This window comes from Rubellimicrobium roseum (assembly GCF_006152145.1).
Lineage (GTDB): Bacteria > Pseudomonadota > Alphaproteobacteria > Rhodobacterales > Rhodobacteraceae > Rubellimicrobium > Rubellimicrobium roseum.
Genome location: NZ_VDFV01000012.1, coordinates 32,928 through 49,980, shown reverse-complemented (window position 1 = coordinate 49,980; position 17,053 = coordinate 32,928). Strand labels below are relative to the sequence as shown.

The window sequence follows — 17,053 nt, the reverse complement described above, 5'->3', positions numbered from 1 at the left end:
AGGTGGGGCAGAGGCCGCACCGGTCAACGCCGGCTCACGCCTCATGGGTCAACTGGCGCACGTCCGCCGCCCCCTTGGAGCCCCGCCCCGAGAGCGAGGGGTTCTCCATGAAGAAGCGGTGGCACGAAAAGCCGCCGTCCTCGGGCTGGCGCGCGCGGGCGAAGCTGCCGTCCGGGGCCATGACCCAGCTCTGCGCCACGTCCGCGAGGTTCGCGGCCATGATCTGGTCCACGATCTGCGCCTTGACGGTGGGGTTCATCGCCTCGACCAGAGTCTCGACGCGGCGGCTCATGTTGCGCCCCATCCAGTCGGCCGAGGACAGGAACACCCGCGCCCGCCGCGCGGGCAGGCCGTAGCCGTTGCCGAAGCAGACGATGCGCGAATGCTCCAGGAACCGGCCGATGATGGACTTCACCCGGATGTTCTCGCTCAGCCCCGCGATGCCGGGGCGCAGCCCGCAGATGCCCCGCACGATCAGGCTGATCCGCACCCCCGCCTGGCTCGCGGCATAGAGCGCGTCGATCAGGTCCTCCTCGATGAGCGAGTTCATCTTGGCCCAGATCGCGGCGGGCTTGCCGGCGCGCGCGTGGTCGGCCTCGGCCGCGATCATCTCCAGGAGCCGCCCCTTGAGCGACAGGGGCGAAATGGCGAGGTTCTCCAGCCCCTCGGGCCGGGCGTAGCCGCCCACGTAGTTGAAGAGCTTGGTCGCGTCCCGCCCCAGCCGCGCGTCGGTCGAGAAGAGCGACAGGTCTGTGTAGATGCGCGCGGTGATCGGGTGGTAGTTGCCCGTCCCGAAATGGGTGTAGGTCACGAGCCTGTCGCCCTCGCGCCGCACGACGATGCTGACCTTGGCATGGGTCTTGAGCGCGGTGAAGCCATAGACGACATGCGCGCCCGCCCGCTCCAGCCGGCGGCTCTGGCGGATGTTGGCGGCCTCGTCGAAGCGGGCCTTCAGCTCCACCAGCGCGGTGACGGACTTTCCATCCTCGGCCGCCTCGCAGAGCGCGTCCACGATGGGCGAGTTGCGCGAGGTGCGGTAGAGCGTCTGCTTGATCGCCACCACGTCCGGGTCCCGCGCCGCCTGCTGGAGGAAGCGGATCACCGAATCGAAGCTCTCGTAGGGGTGGTGCAGAAGCATGTCCTTCTGCCGGATCGCGGCGAACATGTCGCCGTTGTGGTCCTGCACCCGTTCGGGCACGCGCGGCTGGAAGGGAGGCCAGAGCAGGTCGGGCCGTTCGTCCAGCACCAGCTCGGACAGGTTGCCGATGCCCAGCAGCCGGTCGATCTCCACGACCTCGCCGGGCTCGACGTGCAGGTTGTCCATCACCAGCGCTCGCAGGCTGGGCGGTGCCCCGGTTGTGATCTTGAGCCGCACGACCTCGCCGCGCCGCCGCCGCTTCAGCGCCGTCTCGAACTCGCGCACCAGGTCCTCGGCCTCGTCCTCCACCTCCAGGTCGCTGTCGCGCAGCACCCGGAACGCGCAGGAGCCGGTCAGGCGGTAGCCGGGGAACAGCCGGTCGAGATGCAGGAGAAGCAGCTCCTCCATCGGCAGGAAGCGGTGCGCGCCCTCGGTGGGCAGCGGGATGAAGCGCTCGATCTGCGAGGGCACCGGCAGCAGCGCCCGAAGGCTGCGCCGCTCGCCCTGCCGCTCCAGCGCCAGCGCCAGCGCGAAGCCCTCGTTGGGGATGAAGGGAAAGGGGTGGGCAGGGTCGATCGCCAGGGGCGACAGGATCGGGAAGACCCGGTTGAGGAAGAACTCCTCCAGGAAGGGCCGGTCCTCGTCGGGCACCTCGGCGCGCGTGAGCAGGGTGATCCGCTCCTGCGCGAGCTTGGTCTTGAGCACCTCCCAGGTCGCCTGCTGACGCGCGATGAGCCGCCGCGCCTCCGCGTCGATGAGCTGGAGCTGCCGCGCCGGGATCAGCCCGTCGGGCGAGGGCGTGACGTTCCCCGCCCGCGCGAGCTCCCTCAACCCCGCGACCCGCACGGTGTAGAACTCGTCGAGGTTGGTGGCCGAGATCGACAGGAAGCGCAGCCGTTCGAGGAGCGGCACGCGCGGGTTCTGCGCCTCCTCCAGCACGCGCCAGTTGAAGCCGAGCCAGCTCAGCTCGCGGTTGAAGAAGCGCGCGGGCCCGGCCATGTCGGCCGGCGGCGCGACGGGGTCGGCGAAGGGCGCCTTGAGGAAGTCGGCGTCGGGCATCGGGAATCTCCTGGCGCCGGCAGGCTAGGGCGCGCTGTCGGCGCTGTCGAGGACCCGGCGGGCGAGAGCGAGGCTCACGCGGCGTCCCTCGGACAGGCTGGCGCGGTCGAGCGCGGCCACTGCGGCGGCGGCGGCGGCGTGCGACCGCTCGATGCGGCGGGCGACAAAGGCCAGCACGCCCGGCGCGGGAAAAAGCTGCCGGTCGGCGAACTGCTTGGCGATCAGCGCCTCCAGCAGCATGTCGTCGGGGGGCTCCAGCCGCACGACCGTCGTGGCCTGCATCCGCGAGGCGAGGTCCGGCAGCCGCACCCCCCAGCGCGCGGGCGGCCGGTCCGAGGTCAGCAAGAGCCGTCCCCCCGTCGCCAGCAGGTGGTTGTGCAGGTGGAACAGCGCCGTCTCGGATTCGCGGGGCAGGGCCTCCAGATCCTCCACGGCGACCATCGAGCCGGGCGCGGGAAGATCGGGCGACAGCTCGCGCGCGTCGCGCCGCTCGGCCCCGGCCAGGCCCTGCCAGATGCGCACCAGATGCGTCTTGCCCGATCCTTCCGGCCCCACGAGCGCGAGCTTGCCCTCGGGCCAGCGCAGGCCGCCTGCGACCATCGCATGGGCGTCCATGTTGGAGTCCGAGACGAAGAAGTCCTCGGGTCCCAGCGCCACGGGCAGGTCCCAGTCGAAGGGAAGCTGCTCGGCGTCGATCGCGGGGGCGGTGGTGCGGGTCGTCCGGCGCGGCTTCTCGGGCCAGTCCTCGCCCGCGAAGAGGCTGAGCTGTTCGTCGTTCATGCGGAGGGAGAGCCCTGGTAGAGGCGGCTTTCCTTGTACTTGGTGATGGCGAAGCGCGCGAGCACGCCCAGCACGGCCGCCACCGGCACCGCCACCACCACGCCCAGGAAGCCGAAGAGCGCCCCGAAGGCCGAGAGCGCGAAGAGGAGCCACACCGGGTGCACGCCTACCCGCTCGCCCACGAGCTTCGGCGTCAGGAAGTTGCCCTCAACGAACTGGCCCGACTGGAAGATCGCCCACACGGCGATGACCCAGGCCCACTCGCCCCAGAACTGGTAAAGCGCGAGCCCGATGGCCAGGAGCCCGCCCACCAGAGCGCCCACGTAGGGGATGAAGGTCAGCACCCCGGCGATGGCCCCCACCACCAGACCGAAGCTCAGCCCCACCGCTGCCAGCGCCACCGCGTAGTAGGTGCCCAGGATGAGGCAGACGAGGCCCTGCCCGCGGATGAAGGCCGCGAGCCGTTCGTCGCATTCGCGCAGGAGCGCGCGGATCGTGGGGGCGTGCTCGCGCGGCAGGAGGTCGTCGATCCGGGCCACCATCGCGTCCCAGTCGAGGAGCAGGTAGAAGGTCACCACGGGCACGACGACGATGAGCAGCAGCCAGTTCAGCACTCCCACCGCCGAGGTGATGAGCGTGTTCAGAAGTTGCCCGCCCCGCGCCTGGAGCCCCTGCGCGATCTCGGTGACCTGCCGGCGCAGGGCGCTGCTCTCGTCGGCCAGCTCGGGGAACCATTCGAGGAGCTTCGCGCTCAACTGCTCGCCCAGCGTGGGGGCGATCTGCACGAGCGCGGTGGCTTGGTTCACCAGCGTCGGGATGACCAGCAGCACCGCCAGCACCATGGCCAGCACGGCCGACAGGGTGATGATGACGACCGCCCAGGTGCGCGGCATCCCGGCCCGCTCCAAGCGGTCGGCGACGGGGTCGAGCAGATAGGCCAGGATCGCGCCCAGGACGAAGGGCAGGAGCACGTTCCCCAGGAACCACAGGAGCAGGAAGAAGACGAGGGCGGTCACGCCCCAGATCCTCGCCTGCTGCCCGACCGTCACCGCCATGCCGGCCCGTCTCCCCTTCCGTGCGGCCCAGATGTGACCGAGCCCTTCGGGCTTGGCAAGCTTGGCCCAAAGGGCGGCGCTCCGCCGGGTGGGGATATCCCGACTGGAGCGGGGTCCGGCCCGGGCCTAGGCTCGCGGACATTGAGCCTTTTTCACGGTCCCATTCCTCTTCCGGAGTTTCCGATGAACGCCTTGCTTCGCGATCTCGCCCCCGTTCTTCCCGCCGCCATGGCCCGCGACCTCATGGGCGCAGCCGGGCCCTTGCCCTCCCGGATCACCTATCACGCCATGCTCTCCTCCCGCGACACCGGCGCCCTGGGCGTCACGGACTGCACGACCCCGGCCGAGACCCTCGTGCCCGCCCACAGCCACGCCGAGGAGGACGAGCTCTGCATCGTGCTCTCGGGCCTTCTGGAGTTCCGGCTGCCCGGCCGCATCCTGCGCCGCCGGGCGGGCGAGTCGCTCTTCATCCCCCGCGGCACCGAGCACGAGGTCCGCGCCCTGACCGAGTCCCGGCACATTGCCGTCCTGACGCGCCGCAGCCTCGAGTCCTGACGGACCCGGATCCGCCGGAGCCCATCCTGCGCCGGACTCTGGCGCGCGGCCGATGCCCCGCGTCGCCGGCCCGCCTTCCACTGCCCGCGGCCCCGCGAAGCCGCCGGGTTCCCCCTTTCCCTTGGAGACGACCATGAAGGACCTTCCCGACCCTGCCGCCCCTTCGCTCGACTGGAACGGCACGACCTACCGCACGATCCTGTCCACCTCCCAGACGAGCGGCGCGATGTGCATCGTCGACAGCACCTCGCCCGCCCTGTCAGGCCCCCCGCGCCACGTCCACGCCGCCGAGGACGAATGCTTCGTCGTCCTCACCGGCGAGGTCGAGTTCTGGGTTGCCGGGGCGATCTTCCGCAAGGGCCCGGGCGAGGCCGCCTTCATCCCCCGCGGCACCGAGCACACCTACCGCTCGGTCACCGAGTCGCGCCACCTCGTGATCCTGACCCCCGGCGGCTTCGAGGGCTTCTTCGCCGAGATGGCGCGGAACGCCTACCGCATCCCCGAGGACATGGGACCGGTCCTGGAAAGCGCCGCGCGCCATAACCTCAGCTTCACCGGCCCGCCGCTCTGAGGCTCCGGGCGGGCCGCCTCAGAGCGGCGGGCCGCCCTCGTCCAGCAGCGCCAGGATCTCCGCGATCCGCCCCCGCATCCAGCGATGGGCGGGCGCGGCCGCGTCGCGCCGATGCCAGACCATCGCGATGGGCACGGGCGGCAGCTCGACCGGCGGGACATGGGCGCGGAGCGTTCCCCGCCCGATCCCCGCCCGCGCCGCGTGGCCGGGCACCAGCGCCACGAGGTCGCTCGCCTCCACCACCCGGCAGACGCCCGAGAAGTTGGGCAGCGTCATTGCGACATGGCGGGCGCGCCCCAGCCGGGCCAGCGCGGCGTCGCCCATCCCCTGCATCCGCCCGTCGGGCGAAGCCAGCACGTGCCGCAGCCCGCAGAACAGATCGAGCGGCACCTCCGCGCCGGCGGCGAGCCCCGCCAGCTCCGGGTGCCCGCTCCGGGCGATCATCGTCAGGCGGGACACGAAGACGCGCCGGCCCTCGGCCCAAGGGGGCAGGTCCATCTCGGGCAGGATCGCCAGGTCCGCGTCGTCCCGCTCCAGTCGGTCCAGGAACCCCGGGGTCCCCAGCTCCAGCAGTTGCAGCTGGATGCCGGGCGCCACCCCGGCCAACTCGGCCGCGAGGCGCGGCATCAGCAGGTCCGCCTGCGACTCGCTGCCCGAGATGCGAAAGGTCATCTCCGCTCGCCCCGGGTCCCAGTCCTCGGGCCCCGCCAGCACGGCGCGCAACCTGTCCAGCGCCTCGCGCAGCGGTCCGGCAAGGCCGCGCGCGTAGTCGGTCGGCACCAGCCTTTGCCCCTGCCGCACCAGGAGCGGGTCCCCCAACGCGTGCCGCAGCCGCCCCAGTGCCGCCGAGACGGCGGGCTGCGACAGGCCCACCCGCTCGCCCGCCCGCACGGTCGAGCCCGTCTCGAGCAGCGCTTCGAGCACGCGCAGGAGATTGAGGTCGAGCGACTGGAAATTCATGGAACGAATAGATGCCATACCATCAATCAATTTTCCATATGCCCGCGCCTCGTGGCAGGACAGGCGCAACGGCCAGGGCCGGGATTTTCATCAACTCATCGAAAGGCGAAGATCATGAAGGACATCGTTGAACGGCCGCGCCGCGGCTCGGTCGGCCCCTCGCAGGTAAGCATCCTCGCCACCGCCGAGGAGACCGGCGGCCGTCTGGGACTCGTGGAGATCATCAGCCCGCCCCTGGCCGGACCGCCCCGCCACACCCACGCGAACGAGGACGAGGTGATTGCCGTGCTCGACGGCGCCATCGAGGTCTGGACGCCCGCGGGCCTGACCACGCTGGGTGCCGGCGAGTCGGTCTTCGTCCCGCGAGGGGTGGAGCACGCCTTTCGCGTCCTTGGCGAAGGCCCGGCGCGGATCCTCGCGGTGCTCACCCCCGGCGGCTTCGAAGGCTATTTTCAGGGCCTCCTCGCAGGGCAACTCCAGATGCCCCGCGACCGCGACGCCATCGCCGCCCTGGGCGCGCGCTTCGGACAGGTCATCACCGGCGGCCCGCTCTGACAGGGAGGTCAGGTATTCCTGACCTCCCCCCTGCGGCGGCTTGACGCAAGTCGCCGGGCTGGTCATCAATTCCTTCAGAACGGGCCGCATTTCGCATCCCATTTCACGGAGCCGGCACATTCATCCGGCTCCGATCATGAATTTAGACGCCGTGCCATTCGAAAGGATCGCCTCATGCGCGACATTGCATTCGTATTCTTCCTCGCCGCCGCGCTCTGTGTCACGGGCGGCATGATCTGGGGCCTCCAGATGTCGGCCACCCACGATCATGCCATGTCCGGGGCCCATGCCCATCTCAACCTCGTGGGCTGGGTCACGCTGGCGCTCTTCGCGGTCTACTACCGCCTGACGCCCCAGGCCGCGCGCGGCTGGCTGCCCAGGGTCCACGCCGCGCTCGCCATCCCCGGCGTTGCCCTCATGGTGCCCGGCATCGCCATCGCCATCGCGGGCGGCGCGCCTCTGCTGGCCATCGTCGGCTCATTCCTGACCTTCGGCTCGATGCTCGTCTTCCTCTTCACGGTGATCCGCCACGGCTTCGGCGCGGCCCCGGCCGACGCCCGCGGCAACCGGATGGACGCGCTCCTGACGCCCGCGGAGTAACCAGTGCGGTTGTGACCAGTGCGGCCGGGCAGCCCTTGGCTTGCCCGGCCCGTTGCCTTGCCCTAACACGGCGCGGCCCAAGAAACCCGCCGCGAAGGACACGCGAATGCGCCTGACCCGCTACTTCCTCCCCGTGCTCAAGGAAAATCCGGCGGAGGCGCAGATCGTGTCGCACCGCTACATGCTGCGCGCGGGCATGATCAAGCAGCAGGCGGCGGGGATCTATTCCTGGCTCCCGCTCGGCCTCAAGGTGCTGCGCCGGATCGAGCAGATCGTCCACGAGGAGCAGCAGAAGGCGGGGCACATCCCGCTCCTGATGCCCACGCTGCAACCGGCGGACCTGTGGCGCGAGTCGGGGCGCTACGACGACTACGGCCAGGAGATGCTGCGCATCCGCGACCGTCAGGATCGCGAGATGCTCTATGGCCCCACGAACGAGGAGATGATCACCGACATCTTCCGCAGCCACGTGACCAGCTACAAGGAACTGCCGCTCACGCTCTACCACATCCAGTGGAAGTTCCGGGACGAGATGCGCCCCCGCTTCGGCGTCATGCGAGGGCGCGAGTTCCTGATGAAGGACGGGTACAACTTCGACGTGGACAAGGAATCGGCGATCCACGCCTACAACCGCCACATGGTCAGCTACCTGCGCACCTACGAGCGGATGGGCCTGACCGCGATCCCGATGCGCGCGGCCTCGGGCCCCATCGGCGGCGACAACACGCACGAGTTTCTGGTGCTCGCCTCGACCGGCGAATCCGAGGTCTTCTACGACGAGGCGGTGACGACGCTGCGCCTCGGCGGCATCGACATCGACTACCACGACCGAGAGCAGGTCGCGGGCATCGTCCAGAAGTTCACCAGCTTCTACGCCCGCACCGACGAGACGCACGATCCCAAGGCGTTCGAGGACGTTCTTGAGGTGCATCGCAAGGTCGGCCGCGGCATCGAGGTCGGACAGATCTTCTACTTCGGCACCAAGTATTCCGAATCCATGGGTGCCACCGTCACCACTGCCGACGGCCGCAAGGTGCCGGTGGAGATGGGCTCGCACGGGATCGGCGTGAGCCGCCTCCTCGGCGCGATCATCGAGGCGTCGCACGACGACAAGGGCATCATCTGGCCCGAGGGCGTGACCCCCTTCCACGCGGCCATCGTCAACCTCAAGCAGGGCGACAGCGAGGCGGACGCCGCCTGCGAGGCGATCTACAAGGGGCTCCAGGCGCGCGGCCTCGACCCGCTCTACGACGACCGCGACGCGCGGGCGGGCGAGAAGTTCGCGACCACCGACCTGATCGGCCTGCCGTGGCGGATCACCGTGGGCCCGCGCGGGCTCAAGAACGGCGTGGTGGAGCTGACCTCGCGCCGCACCGGCGAGTCCGAGGAGATGTCGCCCGAGGCCGCGATCGACCGCGTGGCGCAGATCTACGCGGCCCATCCCTGACCCGGGCTCGGCCGGGGTGGCTTGACCCTCCCGGCCGAATCCTGTCCCGTCCCCCAGGCCAAGGGAGGACGACACATGAAGGCACTCATCACCTGGGGCGGCTGGCCCGGCCACGAGCCCGACCGCGTGGCCGAGATCTTCCGGCGGATGCTGGAGGCCGAGGGCATGGAGGTCACCGTGACCGACTCCCTCGACGCCTTCGACGACGCCGAGGGGCTGCGCGCCCTCGACCTCATCGTCCCTGTCTGGACCATGAGCGAGCTTTCGCGCGAGCGGGCGACGAACGTCTCCGAGGCGGTGGCGCGGGGCACCGGCATCGCCGGCTGCCACGGCGGCATGTGCGACGCCTTCCGGGGCAACCCGCTCTGGCAGTTCATCACCGGCGGCCAGTGGGTTGCGCATCCGGGCGGCGACGGCCAGCGCTACGCCGTCCGCATCACCCGCCCCGAGGACGCGCTGGTGCGGGACATCCCGGATTTCGAGGTCGAGACCGAGCAATACTACCTGCACGTCGACCCGGCGAACACGATCCTCGCCACCACGCGCTTCCCGACCGTCACCTGGTACCACTCGCCCAACGGAGAGGTGGAGATGCCCGTCGCCTGGACGCGGCACTGGGGCCTTGGCCGCGTCTACTACAACGCGCTGGGGCACAAGGCGAACGTCATCGCGGAGGGCGCCCCCTACGAGATGCTGCGCCGTGGCATGATCTGGGCGGCCCAGGGCAAGGGGCTCGCGGCGGGGCAGGGGGTGGACCAGTTCCAGAGCCCCGGCAGCCACTGGTAGGGGCTCAGCCCCCCAGCGCCCGCACGAGGTCGTCCTTCGACATCCTCGAGCGCCCCTCAAGGCCGCGCTCCTTGGCCATGCCCAGGAGGTCCGCCTTGGTCATCGCGCCCAGCGCTCCGGCCCCGCCCTTGGCGCGGCCGTTCGCGTCGGTCGTGGCCCCAATGGACTTGAGCAGGGCCTCCTTGCTCATGGAGCCGCGCCCCTCGATGCCCAGTTCCGCCGCGCGCTCCTCCAGCATCTCCTTGGTCGGCCCGTCATCTCGGATGCGCGACACCTTCTCGCGGACATCCTTGGGCTGGTCCACGAACTGCTCCCTGGCTCCCCGTTTCCTGCGCGTCGTGCGGGCGTATTCGTCCTCTGTCAGCAGCATGCGCACCTCGCGCGGCAGGTAGCGCTCGCCCGTCTCGCCGCTCTCGCCGCCCGACTTCGTGCCCCAGTCCTCCTCGGTCCAGTGGTGCAGCGAGGTGTCCTCCTTCTTCGGCCCCTTCGTCTCGTCGTAGCCGCCACCGCGCTTCTTGTACTCCTGAACGGCCATCTGCGCCTTGCGGGCCGACCACTCGCCCGGGTCGCCTCCCTTGTCGCCCTTGGTCACCTCGGCCTTCACCTTCTCCCACAGGTCCGGGTTCGTCCGCTTCGCGTTCGCCATGTCACGCTCCTTCCGGCTGACGAGACCGGAACGCAGCGAGCCGCAGGACGGTTGCGCCGCAGGTCAGACGGTCACCGGAACGCGACGCCCCGTCAGCGGCCCTCGCGTTGACCTTCCCTGCCACCCTCGCCATGGTCCGCGCGACCCGGAAGGACCCCTCATGGCCCGCACGACCCCCTTCGCCCCGTATGAATGGATGATCGCCTGGCGCTACCTGCGCGCCAAGAGGGCCGAGGGCGGCGTTTCCGTGATGACCTGGATCAGCCTCGTCGGCGTGACGCTCGCCGTTTTCGCGCTGATCGCGACGCTCGCCGTGCGCTCGGGCTTCCGCGAGGAGTTCGTGGACACGATCCTGGGCGCCAACGCCCATGTCACCGTCTACGTCACGCCCGAGCTGGGCCCGCAGGGCCAGGAGACGCGCACCATCCCCGACGCCCCCGATATGGCGCAGCGCATCGCCCAGGTTCCGGGCGTCACCCGCGCGGCTCCCTTGGTGCGCGGGCAGGTCATGGCGACCTTCCAGGGCCGGAACGCGGGCGTCGAGATCTTCGGTATCGCGCCCGAGGACCTTCAGGACATCCCCCGCATCGCGGCGCCCGAGGTCTTCGACGGCGACCTCGCCCGCTTCCCCCAAGGGATCGCCATCGGCTCGGGTCTGGCACGGGAACTGGGGGTCGCGGTGGGCGACCGCCTCCGCCTGATCTCGCCCGACGGCGCGCGCACGCCGCTGGGCGTGAGCCCCCGCGTCTCGGCCTACGAGGTGACCTACATCTTCACCGCCGGGCGCTGGGACATCGACCGCACCCGCGCCTACCTGCCGCTTCCCGCCGCCCAGACCTTCTTCAACCGAGAGGGCGTGGCCGACGAGATCGAGGTGCTGGTCGCCGACCCCGACACCGTCGAGGCGCAGGTGCCCGCCATCCTCGAGGCCGCCGGTCCCCGTGCCTATGCCTGGACCTGGAAGGATTCCTCGGGCGCGTTCCTGTCCGCGCTCACTGTCGAGGATAACGTGATGTTCGTGATCCTTTCGGTCCTCGTGCTGATCGCGTCGATGAACATCATCTCGGGCCTCATCATGCTGGTGAAGAACAAGGGCCGCGACATCGGCATCCTGCGCACCATGGGCCTGACGGAGGGTGCGATCCTGCGCGTCTTCTTCCTGTGCGGCGCCTCCATCGGCACCATCGGCACGATCCTCGGCGTCCTCCTCGGCTGCGCCTTCGCCATCTGGATCGACCCCATCTTCGCCGCCGTGAACTACCTGTCGGGCGGGGGCGTCTGGGACCCGCAGATCCGGGGCATCTACCGCCTCCCGGCGAAGCTGGAATGGGCGGACGTCCTTTCCGCGGTGACCCTTTCGCTGGTCCTCTCCTGGGTCGTCACGCTCTTCCCGGCCCGCCGCGCCGCCCGCATGAACCCCGTCGAGGCCCTGCGCTATGAGTGAGGCCCTGGCCCTTCGGGGCATCCGAAAGACCTACAACCCCGGCAAGCCCTCGGCCGTCGAGGTGCTGCGCGGCGTGGACCTCTCGCTCGCCCCCGGCGAGGTCGTGGCCCTCGTCGCCCCCTCGGGCGCGGGCAAGTCGACGCTGCTGCACATCGCGGGCCTCCTCGACTCGGCCGACGAGGGGCAGGTGATCCTGGGCGGCACCGACATGACGCGGCTCGGGGACCGGCAGCGCACGCTCGCCCGCCGCGACCTCGTGGGCTTCGTCTACCAATTCCACCACCTCCTGCCCGAGTTCACGGCGCTGGAGAACATCGTCCTCCCGCAACTCGCCCATGGCACCGCGCGCAAGGCCGCCGAGGCGCGCGCGCTCGACCTCATGGACCGCGTCGGCGTCCGGCCCCGTGCATCGCATCGCCCCGCCCAGCTCTCGGGCGGCGAACAGCAGCGCGTGGCCTTCTGCCGGGCGCTGGCCAACGCGCCGCGCCTGCTGCTGGCCGACGAGCCCACCGGCAACCTCGATCCGGATACCTCCGACCTCGTCTTCGACGCGCTCATGGTCCTCGTCCGCTCCACCGGCCTTTCGGCGCTCATCGCCACGCACAACCTCGCGCTCGCCGCGCGCATGGACCGCGTGCTGCGTCTCGACGGGGGGCGGGTGGTTCCGGCATGATCGGGGCCAAGGCGACTCAGACGCGCCATCCCGGGACAGAGCAGGAGCCCCCCATGCGTCATCTTCTTCTCCTCGCGCCCTTCGCGCTGATGGCCTGCGTGCCGGCCGACCCGCATGAAGGCATCTCGGGCCGCAACGCCTTCCTCGAATCCTGCGCCTCCTGCCACGGCGTGGACGGCACCGGGAACGGTGCGATGGCCGGGGGGCTCGACCCCCGCCCGGCCGACCTCACGACCATCGCGGCCCGCAACGGCGGCACCTTCCCCCGCGACTACGTCATGAGCGTCATCGACGGCTACCGGCGCGGCTCGCACTTCAGCCCCGCCATGCCCGAGTTCGGCGCCACCGACCTGGGCGACACCATCATCGTGGAGAACCCGGACGGTACGGGCACGCCGGTGCCCGCCACGCTCCTCGCCCTTGCAGACTACCTGGAAAGCATTCAGGCGCCCTAGCTCGTCGCCAGCTCGCGCGAGACGTCGAGGAATCGCTGGAACATCTCGTCGTCGCCCAAGGGCAGCAGCTCGGGCGGCGCGATCTCCATCAGGCTCTCGAACTCCTCGGACGACCACAGCATCTGCGACTGGAGCGACACCGCCGCCTCCAGCGTCCGCAGGGTGTTCAGCGCCACGTCCGCGTCCTTGCGCGCGACCTCTAGCCCGTCGCGCGTCAGCCCCTCGCGCCCGTCCAGCATGGCACGGTAGGCATCGATCACCTCGTCCACCTGCCGCTGCACCTCCAGGTTGCCCTGGTAGGCCTCGCGCCGCCCGGCTTCGGCGGTGGAAAGCGCGGCCTCCGTGTCGGCCATCAGCCGGTCGTTGCGCGCCTCGATCTCCGCGAGCTTGGGCAGCCACTCCTCCTCGTAGTCCCGCAGGTGCCGTTCATAGAGCCGCACCACCAGAAGGCGCGTCACCGCCGCCACCGCATAGTAGCGCCGCAGCACGGCTTCCTCGTCCGTGGCGGCCCGGATCTCGCGCAGACGCTCCTCGATCCGGGCGATCACCTCGAAGACCACCGCCGACTCCACGATGGTCGAGCCGTTCACCTGATACAGTGCCGCCTCGGCCTCCTCCCGCGTGATCTCCACGCCGTAGACCGTCCGCAGCTCCCCGGCGAAGCGGTCGAGCAGCGCCACCCGCCGCGTCTCCAACTCCTTCAGTTGGGCCTCCCGCGTGGCGATCTCTTCGTCGATGGCCTCGATCGAGCCCGGCGCGGGCCGCCCCAGCGTCCGGTCCCAGACCCCGACCGCGTCCTCGCTGCGGGGCGCCGTGATGCGCTCGATCCGCAGCTCGGCGATGCGCGCCCGCACCGCCTCGGCCTCCTCGTCCAGCGCGAACAGCGCCGCGCGGCTCTCGGGATACAGGTCGCCCAGCACCAGCCCCAGCACCCGGTCGAGCTGCCGGTTCAGGTCGTCCCGAAAGTCCTCCTTGTCCGCGCGGAAGGGCAGGGCGCTCTCGGGGGCCTCATCCATGTCGGCGATGATGCCCCGGATCGCGTCGAGGTCCTCCTCGATCTCCGCGATGACCGGTCCCACGTCGCGCCCCTGGGCCCCCAGCGGGGTGCCCGCGACCAGCGCGGCGGCCAGCAGCAGTCGTTTCGGCATCGAACCTCTCCCGATCCACGCCCCGAATCTAGGCGCGCCCGACCCGTTCAGGAAGGCGCCCCGTCGCAGATCCCTTCGACCTCCACCCCGTCCCAGGGCAACGCGACCCATTCGCTCAGCGGCTCGTCGAGCGGCTTCAACGGGAACACCTCCGACAGCATCGCATGGAGCCGCGCCGTCCGGTCGGCCTCGGGCGCAAGCGTCCGGCAGCAGACGTATTCCTCCATGATCGCGCCCTGCTGCTCGTAGCCGTAATCGAGGTAACGCGCGCTCGTGTCGAGGTCGAAGAGATAGGGGTCCGCCTCCCGCGCGTGCTCGAACGCCGCCTTGAGCGGGTGATAGCCCGTGACGTGCCGGTTCTGCCACTGCCAGGCATGGACCATCTCATGCGCGAGCAGCATCGCATCCGCGAGCGGCAGCACCTCGGGCCAGCCCTCCACCATGTCCTCGCGATACAGGTCGCGGCGGAAGTAGATGTTCTCGAAGATCGAGATCGCCCCCGTATGCACCCGGATCGTCTCGCCCCTCGGCGGCGGGAAGATCCTCGACTGGCAGGTGAGCCGGGGCGGCGCGGGCACGGTCCGGGGGGAGCCGAGCTGGATGCCATCATGGAGCCGCACTCGGTCCATGTCCAGCGCGGGCCCGTGCAGCCCCTTCAGGAAAGCCACCTCGCCCGGCGTGAGCGGCCGTCCGCAGGCGGCGAGAAGCAGGAGGGCGAGGAGGGCGCGGCGCATCCCGCGATCAGGCCATGCCCCGCGCCGGAGGGCAAGGGCTCAGGCCGCCGGCGCCCGCCGCATCGGCGCGAAGGTCGACAGCCCCAGCCAGACCGGCATTGCCGCCACCAGCGCGGGCGGCCCCTCGACCTCCAGCGCGCCGCGCGCCATCTCGCTCCGCAGGCTCGTGTAGCCCATCCAGACCGAGGTCATGACCCGCAGGGACCCGCGCACGAAGACGTCGACCTCGTGCCCCGGATCGGTCAGGCACAGGTCCACCGTCCCGCGCTCCACCACCAGCCACCAGTCCTGCCGCGCTTCGTCCAGCTCGGGGTAGTGAAACTGAACCACCGTCCGGCCTGCGGGAAAAGGGCCGGGATCGACTCGCCGCCGCATGTCCCACATCAGCAGCGACGGATCGAGGTTCCGCAAGGACAGCGAGGTCTCGACCCAGTTCTGCCCCCAGTCGCCCAGGGTCATGACCAGCGGGCGCAGCTCCTCGCCCGCCCGCGTCAGGCGGTAGTCGTTGACGCCCGGCGTCCCCGTGGGCTCGGCCCGCACGATGCCCGCCTGCTCCAGTTCCTTGAGCCGCTTGGACAGCAGCGCCGGCGACATGCGCGGCACGCCCCGCCGCAGGTCGTTGAAGCGCGTGGACCCGCAGAGAAGCTCCCGGATCACCAGCACGGTCCAGCGCGAGCAGACGACCTCGGCCGCCATGGAGACCGGGCAGAACTGCCCGTACGAGGTGCTCATGACCGCCCCTCCTGCACACCAACACTGGTCCGAGACTGCGACCAATGTCGGGGTTCGTCCAGTACAGTTTCCATACTGGACCGATTCGTTCCCCAGGGCGCAGGATGCCCGTCATTGAAACGGAGCATCCCCATGACCAGACTTGAGACCATTTCCATCGACCCCTCCCAGACCCTCCTGGAAAAGGCCGAAGCCCTCGGCCCCCTCTTCGCCGCCCGCGCCGAAGAGGCCGACGAGGACGCCTTCGTCGCGCAGAACTTCGCCGACCTGAAGGCTGCGGGCTTCCTCGAAGCCGGCGTCCCGGTCGAGCTCGGGGGAGGGGGCGCCGACATCCCCGAGCTGTCCCTCATGCTGCGCACGCTCGCCCGCCATTGCGGCTCCACGGCATTGGCGCTCGCCATGCACACGCACCAGGTCGCCATTCCCGCCTGGCGCTGGCGCCACCAGCAGGTCGCCGCCGTCGAGCCGCTGCTCAAGCGCGTCGCGGCCGAACGTCTCGTCCTCGTCTCGACCGGCGGTGCCGACTGGGTTGGCGGCAGCGGCGAAGCGGTGCCGGTCGAGGACGGCTACCGCATCCACGCCCGCAAGGCCTTCTCCTCGGCCTCGCCGGTGGGCGACCTCCTGATGACCGGCGCGGTCCTGAAGGGCGACGAGACTGGCCCCGGCGAGGTCCTGCACTTCGCCGTGCCGCTGGCCTCGCCGCAGGTGCAGGTGCTCGACACATGGCGCGCGCTGGGGATGCGTGGCACGGGCTCGCACGACGTGCTGATCGACGGCCACGTGGTCCCGGCGGGGGCCGTCTCGCTCCGCCGCCGCGCGGGCGAGTGGCACCCGATGTTTCAGGTCGTCGCCACCATCGCCTTCCCGCTGATCTACTCGGCCTACCTGGGCGTCGCCGAGGCCGCCCGCGACATCGCCGTGGCCCTCGCCGCCCGCAAGCCCACGCCCCACACGATCACGGCCGTGGGCCGCCTCGACACCGAGCTCATGGCCGCGCGCCTCGCGGTCGGGGGGATGCTGGCGGTGGTGGCCGAGAACGCCCCCTCCGCCGACACGGTGAACCGGATCATGATGGGCCGCACGCTCGCCGCCCGCCATGCGCTGGCCGTGGGCGAACTGGCGCTGGAGGCCGCCGGCGGCGCAGGCTTCCACCGCAAGGCCGGCCTAGAGCGGAGGTTCCGTGACCTCCAGGGCGCCCGGTTCCACCCGATGCAGCCGGGGCCTCAGGCGGAGTACACCGGGCGCATGGCGCTGGGGATGCCGGTGGAACGGGTGTTCTGAGAAGACGAGTCCCAACAGGGCGATCAGGCTGACAGCTTAAGCACTGCTATACTGTTCAACCTATTGCTTAAACGCAAACAACTCCGCAGTTGCCTCAGGGAAGGACCGCTACCCGCATGGGCCGAGTTCGTTGTGCTTAGGCGGTATGCAGCACAATGTCGAAGGGCATTGACTTCGAGGAACCTTAGTAGAACATAAGGGCATGAATCTACAACAGGTACACCTACTCCAACCTTACGCCCTACGATTGAGCCGCCTCTTGGATGGAAGCATCCCTCCCGAGAACCTAGGTCAGTCGAGACTAATTAGCATTTATCGAAGTAGGATCGGAGCAAAGACTCGCTTTGAGAGAGCTGTTCTGGCTTGGGTCATCGCTGGCCGACCAGATTTCAGTCGCTCTGCTGACTGCGTAGTCTCAAAAGGAAAGAGGCCGC

At 70.1% G+C, this 17,053-nt stretch carries 18 protein-coding genes; 10 read left to right on the top strand and 8 right to left on the bottom strand.

Annotated elements, in window-relative coordinates; all coding sequences use genetic code 11:
* Positions 1-34: 34 nt before the first annotated feature.
* The 3 genes from FHG71_RS10735 to FHG71_RS10725 are packed head-to-tail and all read right to left on the bottom strand — an operon-like array spanning position 35 to position 4,032.
* Entirely contained in the window at positions 35-2,197 is a 2,163-nt protein-coding gene (locus FHG71_RS10735) for an RNA degradosome polyphosphate kinase (RefSeq protein ID WP_139081677.1), read from the bottom strand.
* A gap of 24 nt (positions 2,198-2,221) precedes the next feature.
* On the bottom strand, positions 2,222-2,977 hold the full coding sequence (locus FHG71_RS10730) for a P-loop NTPase family protein (protein ID WP_139081676.1): 756 nt from the start codon (positions 2,975-2,977) through the stop codon (positions 2,222-2,224).
* Positions 2,974-4,032, bottom strand: coding sequence for an AI-2E family transporter (locus FHG71_RS10725; protein ID WP_139081675.1), 1,059 nt, complete (start codon positions 4,030-4,032; stop codon positions 2,974-2,976). Before FHG71_RS10725 ends, FHG71_RS10730 begins: the two co-directional genes overlap by 4 nt.
* 183 nt (positions 4,033-4,215) lie before the next feature.
* Between FHG71_RS10725 and FHG71_RS10720 the strand changes: the two genes are divergently transcribed.
* Both FHG71_RS10720 and FHG71_RS10715 read left to right on the top strand, forming a co-directional pair.
* Positions 4,216-4,587: a cupin domain-containing protein gene (locus FHG71_RS10720; RefSeq protein WP_139081674.1), complete on the top strand. Its 372-nt coding sequence runs from the start codon at positions 4,216-4,218 to the stop codon at positions 4,585-4,587.
* Positions 4,588-4,720: 133 nt separating this feature from the next.
* On the top strand, positions 4,721-5,158 hold the full coding sequence (locus tag FHG71_RS10715) for a cupin domain-containing protein (RefSeq protein WP_139081673.1): 438 nt from the start codon (positions 4,721-4,723) through the stop codon (positions 5,156-5,158).
* An 18-nt stretch (positions 5,159-5,176) separates the two neighbouring features.
* Here FHG71_RS10715 and FHG71_RS10710 read toward each other — a convergent pair whose 3' ends face one another.
* Positions 5,177-6,136: a LysR family transcriptional regulator gene (locus FHG71_RS10710; RefSeq protein ID WP_246045417.1), complete on the bottom strand. Its 960-nt coding sequence runs from the start codon at positions 6,134-6,136 to the stop codon at positions 5,177-5,179.
* Positions 6,137-6,232: 96 nt separating this feature from the next.
* Here FHG71_RS10710 and FHG71_RS10705 point away from each other — a divergent pair, with 96 nt between their 5' ends.
* The 4 genes from FHG71_RS10705 to FHG71_RS10690 all read left to right on the top strand — a co-directional run bounded on the left by FHG71_RS10705 (position 6,233) and on the right by FHG71_RS10690 (position 9,506).
* On the top strand, positions 6,233-6,673 hold the full coding sequence (locus FHG71_RS10705; protein WP_139081672.1) for a cupin domain-containing protein: 441 nt from the start codon (positions 6,233-6,235) through the stop codon (positions 6,671-6,673).
* A 174-nt stretch (positions 6,674-6,847) separates the two neighbouring features.
* Complete coding sequence (locus FHG71_RS10700; protein ID WP_139081671.1) at positions 6,848-7,273, top strand: hypothetical protein; 426 nt, start codon at positions 6,848-6,850, stop codon at positions 7,271-7,273.
* 106 nt (positions 7,274-7,379) lie between these two features.
* Positions 7,380-8,720: a proline--tRNA ligase gene (gene proS, locus FHG71_RS10695; RefSeq protein ID WP_139081670.1), complete on the top strand. Its 1,341-nt coding sequence runs from the start codon at positions 7,380-7,382 to the stop codon at positions 8,718-8,720.
* A 75-nt stretch (positions 8,721-8,795) separates the two neighbouring features.
* Positions 8,796-9,506, top strand: a complete 711-nt coding sequence (locus FHG71_RS10690; RefSeq protein ID WP_139081669.1) for a ThuA domain-containing protein — start codon at positions 8,796-8,798, stop codon at positions 9,504-9,506.
* A gap of 4 nt (positions 9,507-9,510) precedes the next feature.
* Here FHG71_RS10690 and FHG71_RS10685 read toward each other — a convergent pair whose 3' ends face one another.
* The gene (locus FHG71_RS10685; protein ID WP_139081668.1) at positions 9,511-10,152 is read right to left on the bottom strand and encodes a Rho termination factor N-terminal domain-containing protein; all 642 of its coding nucleotides are present in this window, start codon (positions 10,150-10,152) and stop codon (positions 9,511-9,513) included.
* A 160-nt stretch (positions 10,153-10,312) separates the two neighbouring features.
* Between FHG71_RS10685 and FHG71_RS10680 the strand changes: the two genes are divergently transcribed.
* Genes FHG71_RS10680 through FHG71_RS10670 form a run of 3 tightly spaced genes read left to right on the top strand, consistent with a single transcriptional unit; the run spans position 10,313 to position 12,724 of the window.
* Complete coding sequence (locus FHG71_RS10680) at positions 10,313-11,596, top strand: lipoprotein-releasing ABC transporter permease subunit (RefSeq protein WP_139081667.1); 1,284 nt, start codon at positions 10,313-10,315, stop codon at positions 11,594-11,596.
* The gene (locus tag FHG71_RS10675) at positions 11,589-12,269 is read left to right on the top strand and encodes an ABC transporter ATP-binding protein (protein WP_139081666.1); all 681 of its coding nucleotides are present in this window, start codon (positions 11,589-11,591) and stop codon (positions 12,267-12,269) included. The genes FHG71_RS10680 and FHG71_RS10675 overlap by 8 nt, the downstream gene beginning before the upstream one ends.
* A gap of 53 nt (positions 12,270-12,322) precedes the next feature.
* Complete coding sequence (locus FHG71_RS10670) at positions 12,323-12,724, top strand: c-type cytochrome (protein WP_139081665.1); 402 nt, start codon at positions 12,323-12,325, stop codon at positions 12,722-12,724.
* On the opposite strand, the gene FHG71_RS10665 is transcribed toward FHG71_RS10670, so the two are convergent.
* The 3 genes from FHG71_RS10665 to FHG71_RS10655 are packed head-to-tail and all read right to left on the bottom strand — an operon-like array spanning position 12,721 to position 15,338.
* Positions 12,721-13,872: a coiled-coil domain-containing protein gene (locus tag FHG71_RS10665; protein ID WP_139081664.1), complete on the bottom strand. Its 1,152-nt coding sequence runs from the start codon at positions 13,870-13,872 to the stop codon at positions 12,721-12,723. The two genes, FHG71_RS10670 and FHG71_RS10665, sit on opposite strands and share 4 nt — an antisense overlap.
* A gap of 47 nt (positions 13,873-13,919) precedes the next feature.
* Positions 13,920-14,606, bottom strand: coding sequence for a hypothetical protein (locus FHG71_RS10660; RefSeq protein ID WP_139081663.1), 687 nt, complete (start codon positions 14,604-14,606; stop codon positions 13,920-13,922).
* Between the two features lie 39 nt (positions 14,607-14,645).
* Positions 14,646-15,338 carry a winged helix-turn-helix transcriptional regulator gene (locus FHG71_RS10655; protein WP_218014076.1) on the bottom strand — a complete coding sequence of 231 codons (693 nt, stop codon included), beginning with the start codon at positions 15,336-15,338 and terminating at the stop codon, positions 14,646-14,648.
* Between the two features lie 132 nt (positions 15,339-15,470).
* Between FHG71_RS10655 and FHG71_RS10650 the strand changes: the two genes are divergently transcribed.
* Positions 15,471-16,619 carry an acyl-CoA dehydrogenase family protein gene (locus FHG71_RS10650; RefSeq protein WP_139081662.1) on the top strand — a complete coding sequence of 383 codons (1,149 nt, stop codon included), beginning with the start codon at positions 15,471-15,473 and terminating at the stop codon, positions 16,617-16,619.
* The last annotated feature ends 434 nt before the right edge of the window (positions 16,620-17,053 follow it).

Coding starts and splice junctions, on each gene's coding strand:
- FHG71_RS10735 (WP_139081677.1), bottom strand. CDS start 2,197: ATGCCCGACGCCGACTTCCTCAAGGCGCCCTTCGCCGACCCCGTCGCG.
- FHG71_RS10730 (WP_139081676.1), bottom strand. CDS start 2,977: ATGAACGACGAACAGCTCAGCCTCTTCGCGGGCGAGGACTGGCCCGAG.
- FHG71_RS10725 (WP_139081675.1), bottom strand. CDS start 4,032: ATGGCGGTGACGGTCGGGCAGCAGGCGAGGATCTGGGGCGTGACCGCC.
- FHG71_RS10720 (WP_139081674.1), top strand. CDS start 4,216: ATGAACGCCTTGCTTCGCGATCTCGCCCCCGTTCTTCCCGCCGCCATG.
- FHG71_RS10715 (WP_139081673.1), top strand. CDS start 4,721: ATGAAGGACCTTCCCGACCCTGCCGCCCCTTCGCTCGACTGGAACGGC.
- FHG71_RS10710 (WP_246045417.1), bottom strand. CDS start 6,136: ATGGCATCTATTCGTTCCATGAATTTCCAGTCGCTCGACCTCAATCTC.
- FHG71_RS10705 (WP_139081672.1), top strand. CDS start 6,233: ATGAAGGACATCGTTGAACGGCCGCGCCGCGGCTCGGTCGGCCCCTCG.
- FHG71_RS10700 (WP_139081671.1), top strand. CDS start 6,848: ATGCGCGACATTGCATTCGTATTCTTCCTCGCCGCCGCGCTCTGTGTC.
- proS (WP_139081670.1), top strand. CDS start 7,380: ATGCGCCTGACCCGCTACTTCCTCCCCGTGCTCAAGGAAAATCCGGCG.
- FHG71_RS10690 (WP_139081669.1), top strand. CDS start 8,796: ATGAAGGCACTCATCACCTGGGGCGGCTGGCCCGGCCACGAGCCCGAC.
- FHG71_RS10685 (WP_139081668.1), bottom strand. CDS start 10,152: ATGGCGAACGCGAAGCGGACGAACCCGGACCTGTGGGAGAAGGTGAAG.
- FHG71_RS10680 (WP_139081667.1), top strand. CDS start 10,313: ATGGCCCGCACGACCCCCTTCGCCCCGTATGAATGGATGATCGCCTGG.
- FHG71_RS10675 (WP_139081666.1), top strand. CDS start 11,589: ATGAGTGAGGCCCTGGCCCTTCGGGGCATCCGAAAGACCTACAACCCC.
- FHG71_RS10670 (WP_139081665.1), top strand. CDS start 12,323: ATGCGTCATCTTCTTCTCCTCGCGCCCTTCGCGCTGATGGCCTGCGTG.
- FHG71_RS10665 (WP_139081664.1), bottom strand. CDS start 13,872: ATGCCGAAACGACTGCTGCTGGCCGCCGCGCTGGTCGCGGGCACCCCG.
- FHG71_RS10660 (WP_139081663.1), bottom strand. CDS start 14,606: ATGCGCCGCGCCCTCCTCGCCCTCCTGCTTCTCGCCGCCTGCGGACGG.
- FHG71_RS10655 (WP_218014076.1), bottom strand. CDS start 15,338: ATGAGCACCTCGTACGGGCAGTTCTGCCCGGTCTCCATGGCGGCCGAG.
- FHG71_RS10650 (WP_139081662.1), top strand. CDS start 15,471: ATGACCAGACTTGAGACCATTTCCATCGACCCCTCCCAGACCCTCCTG.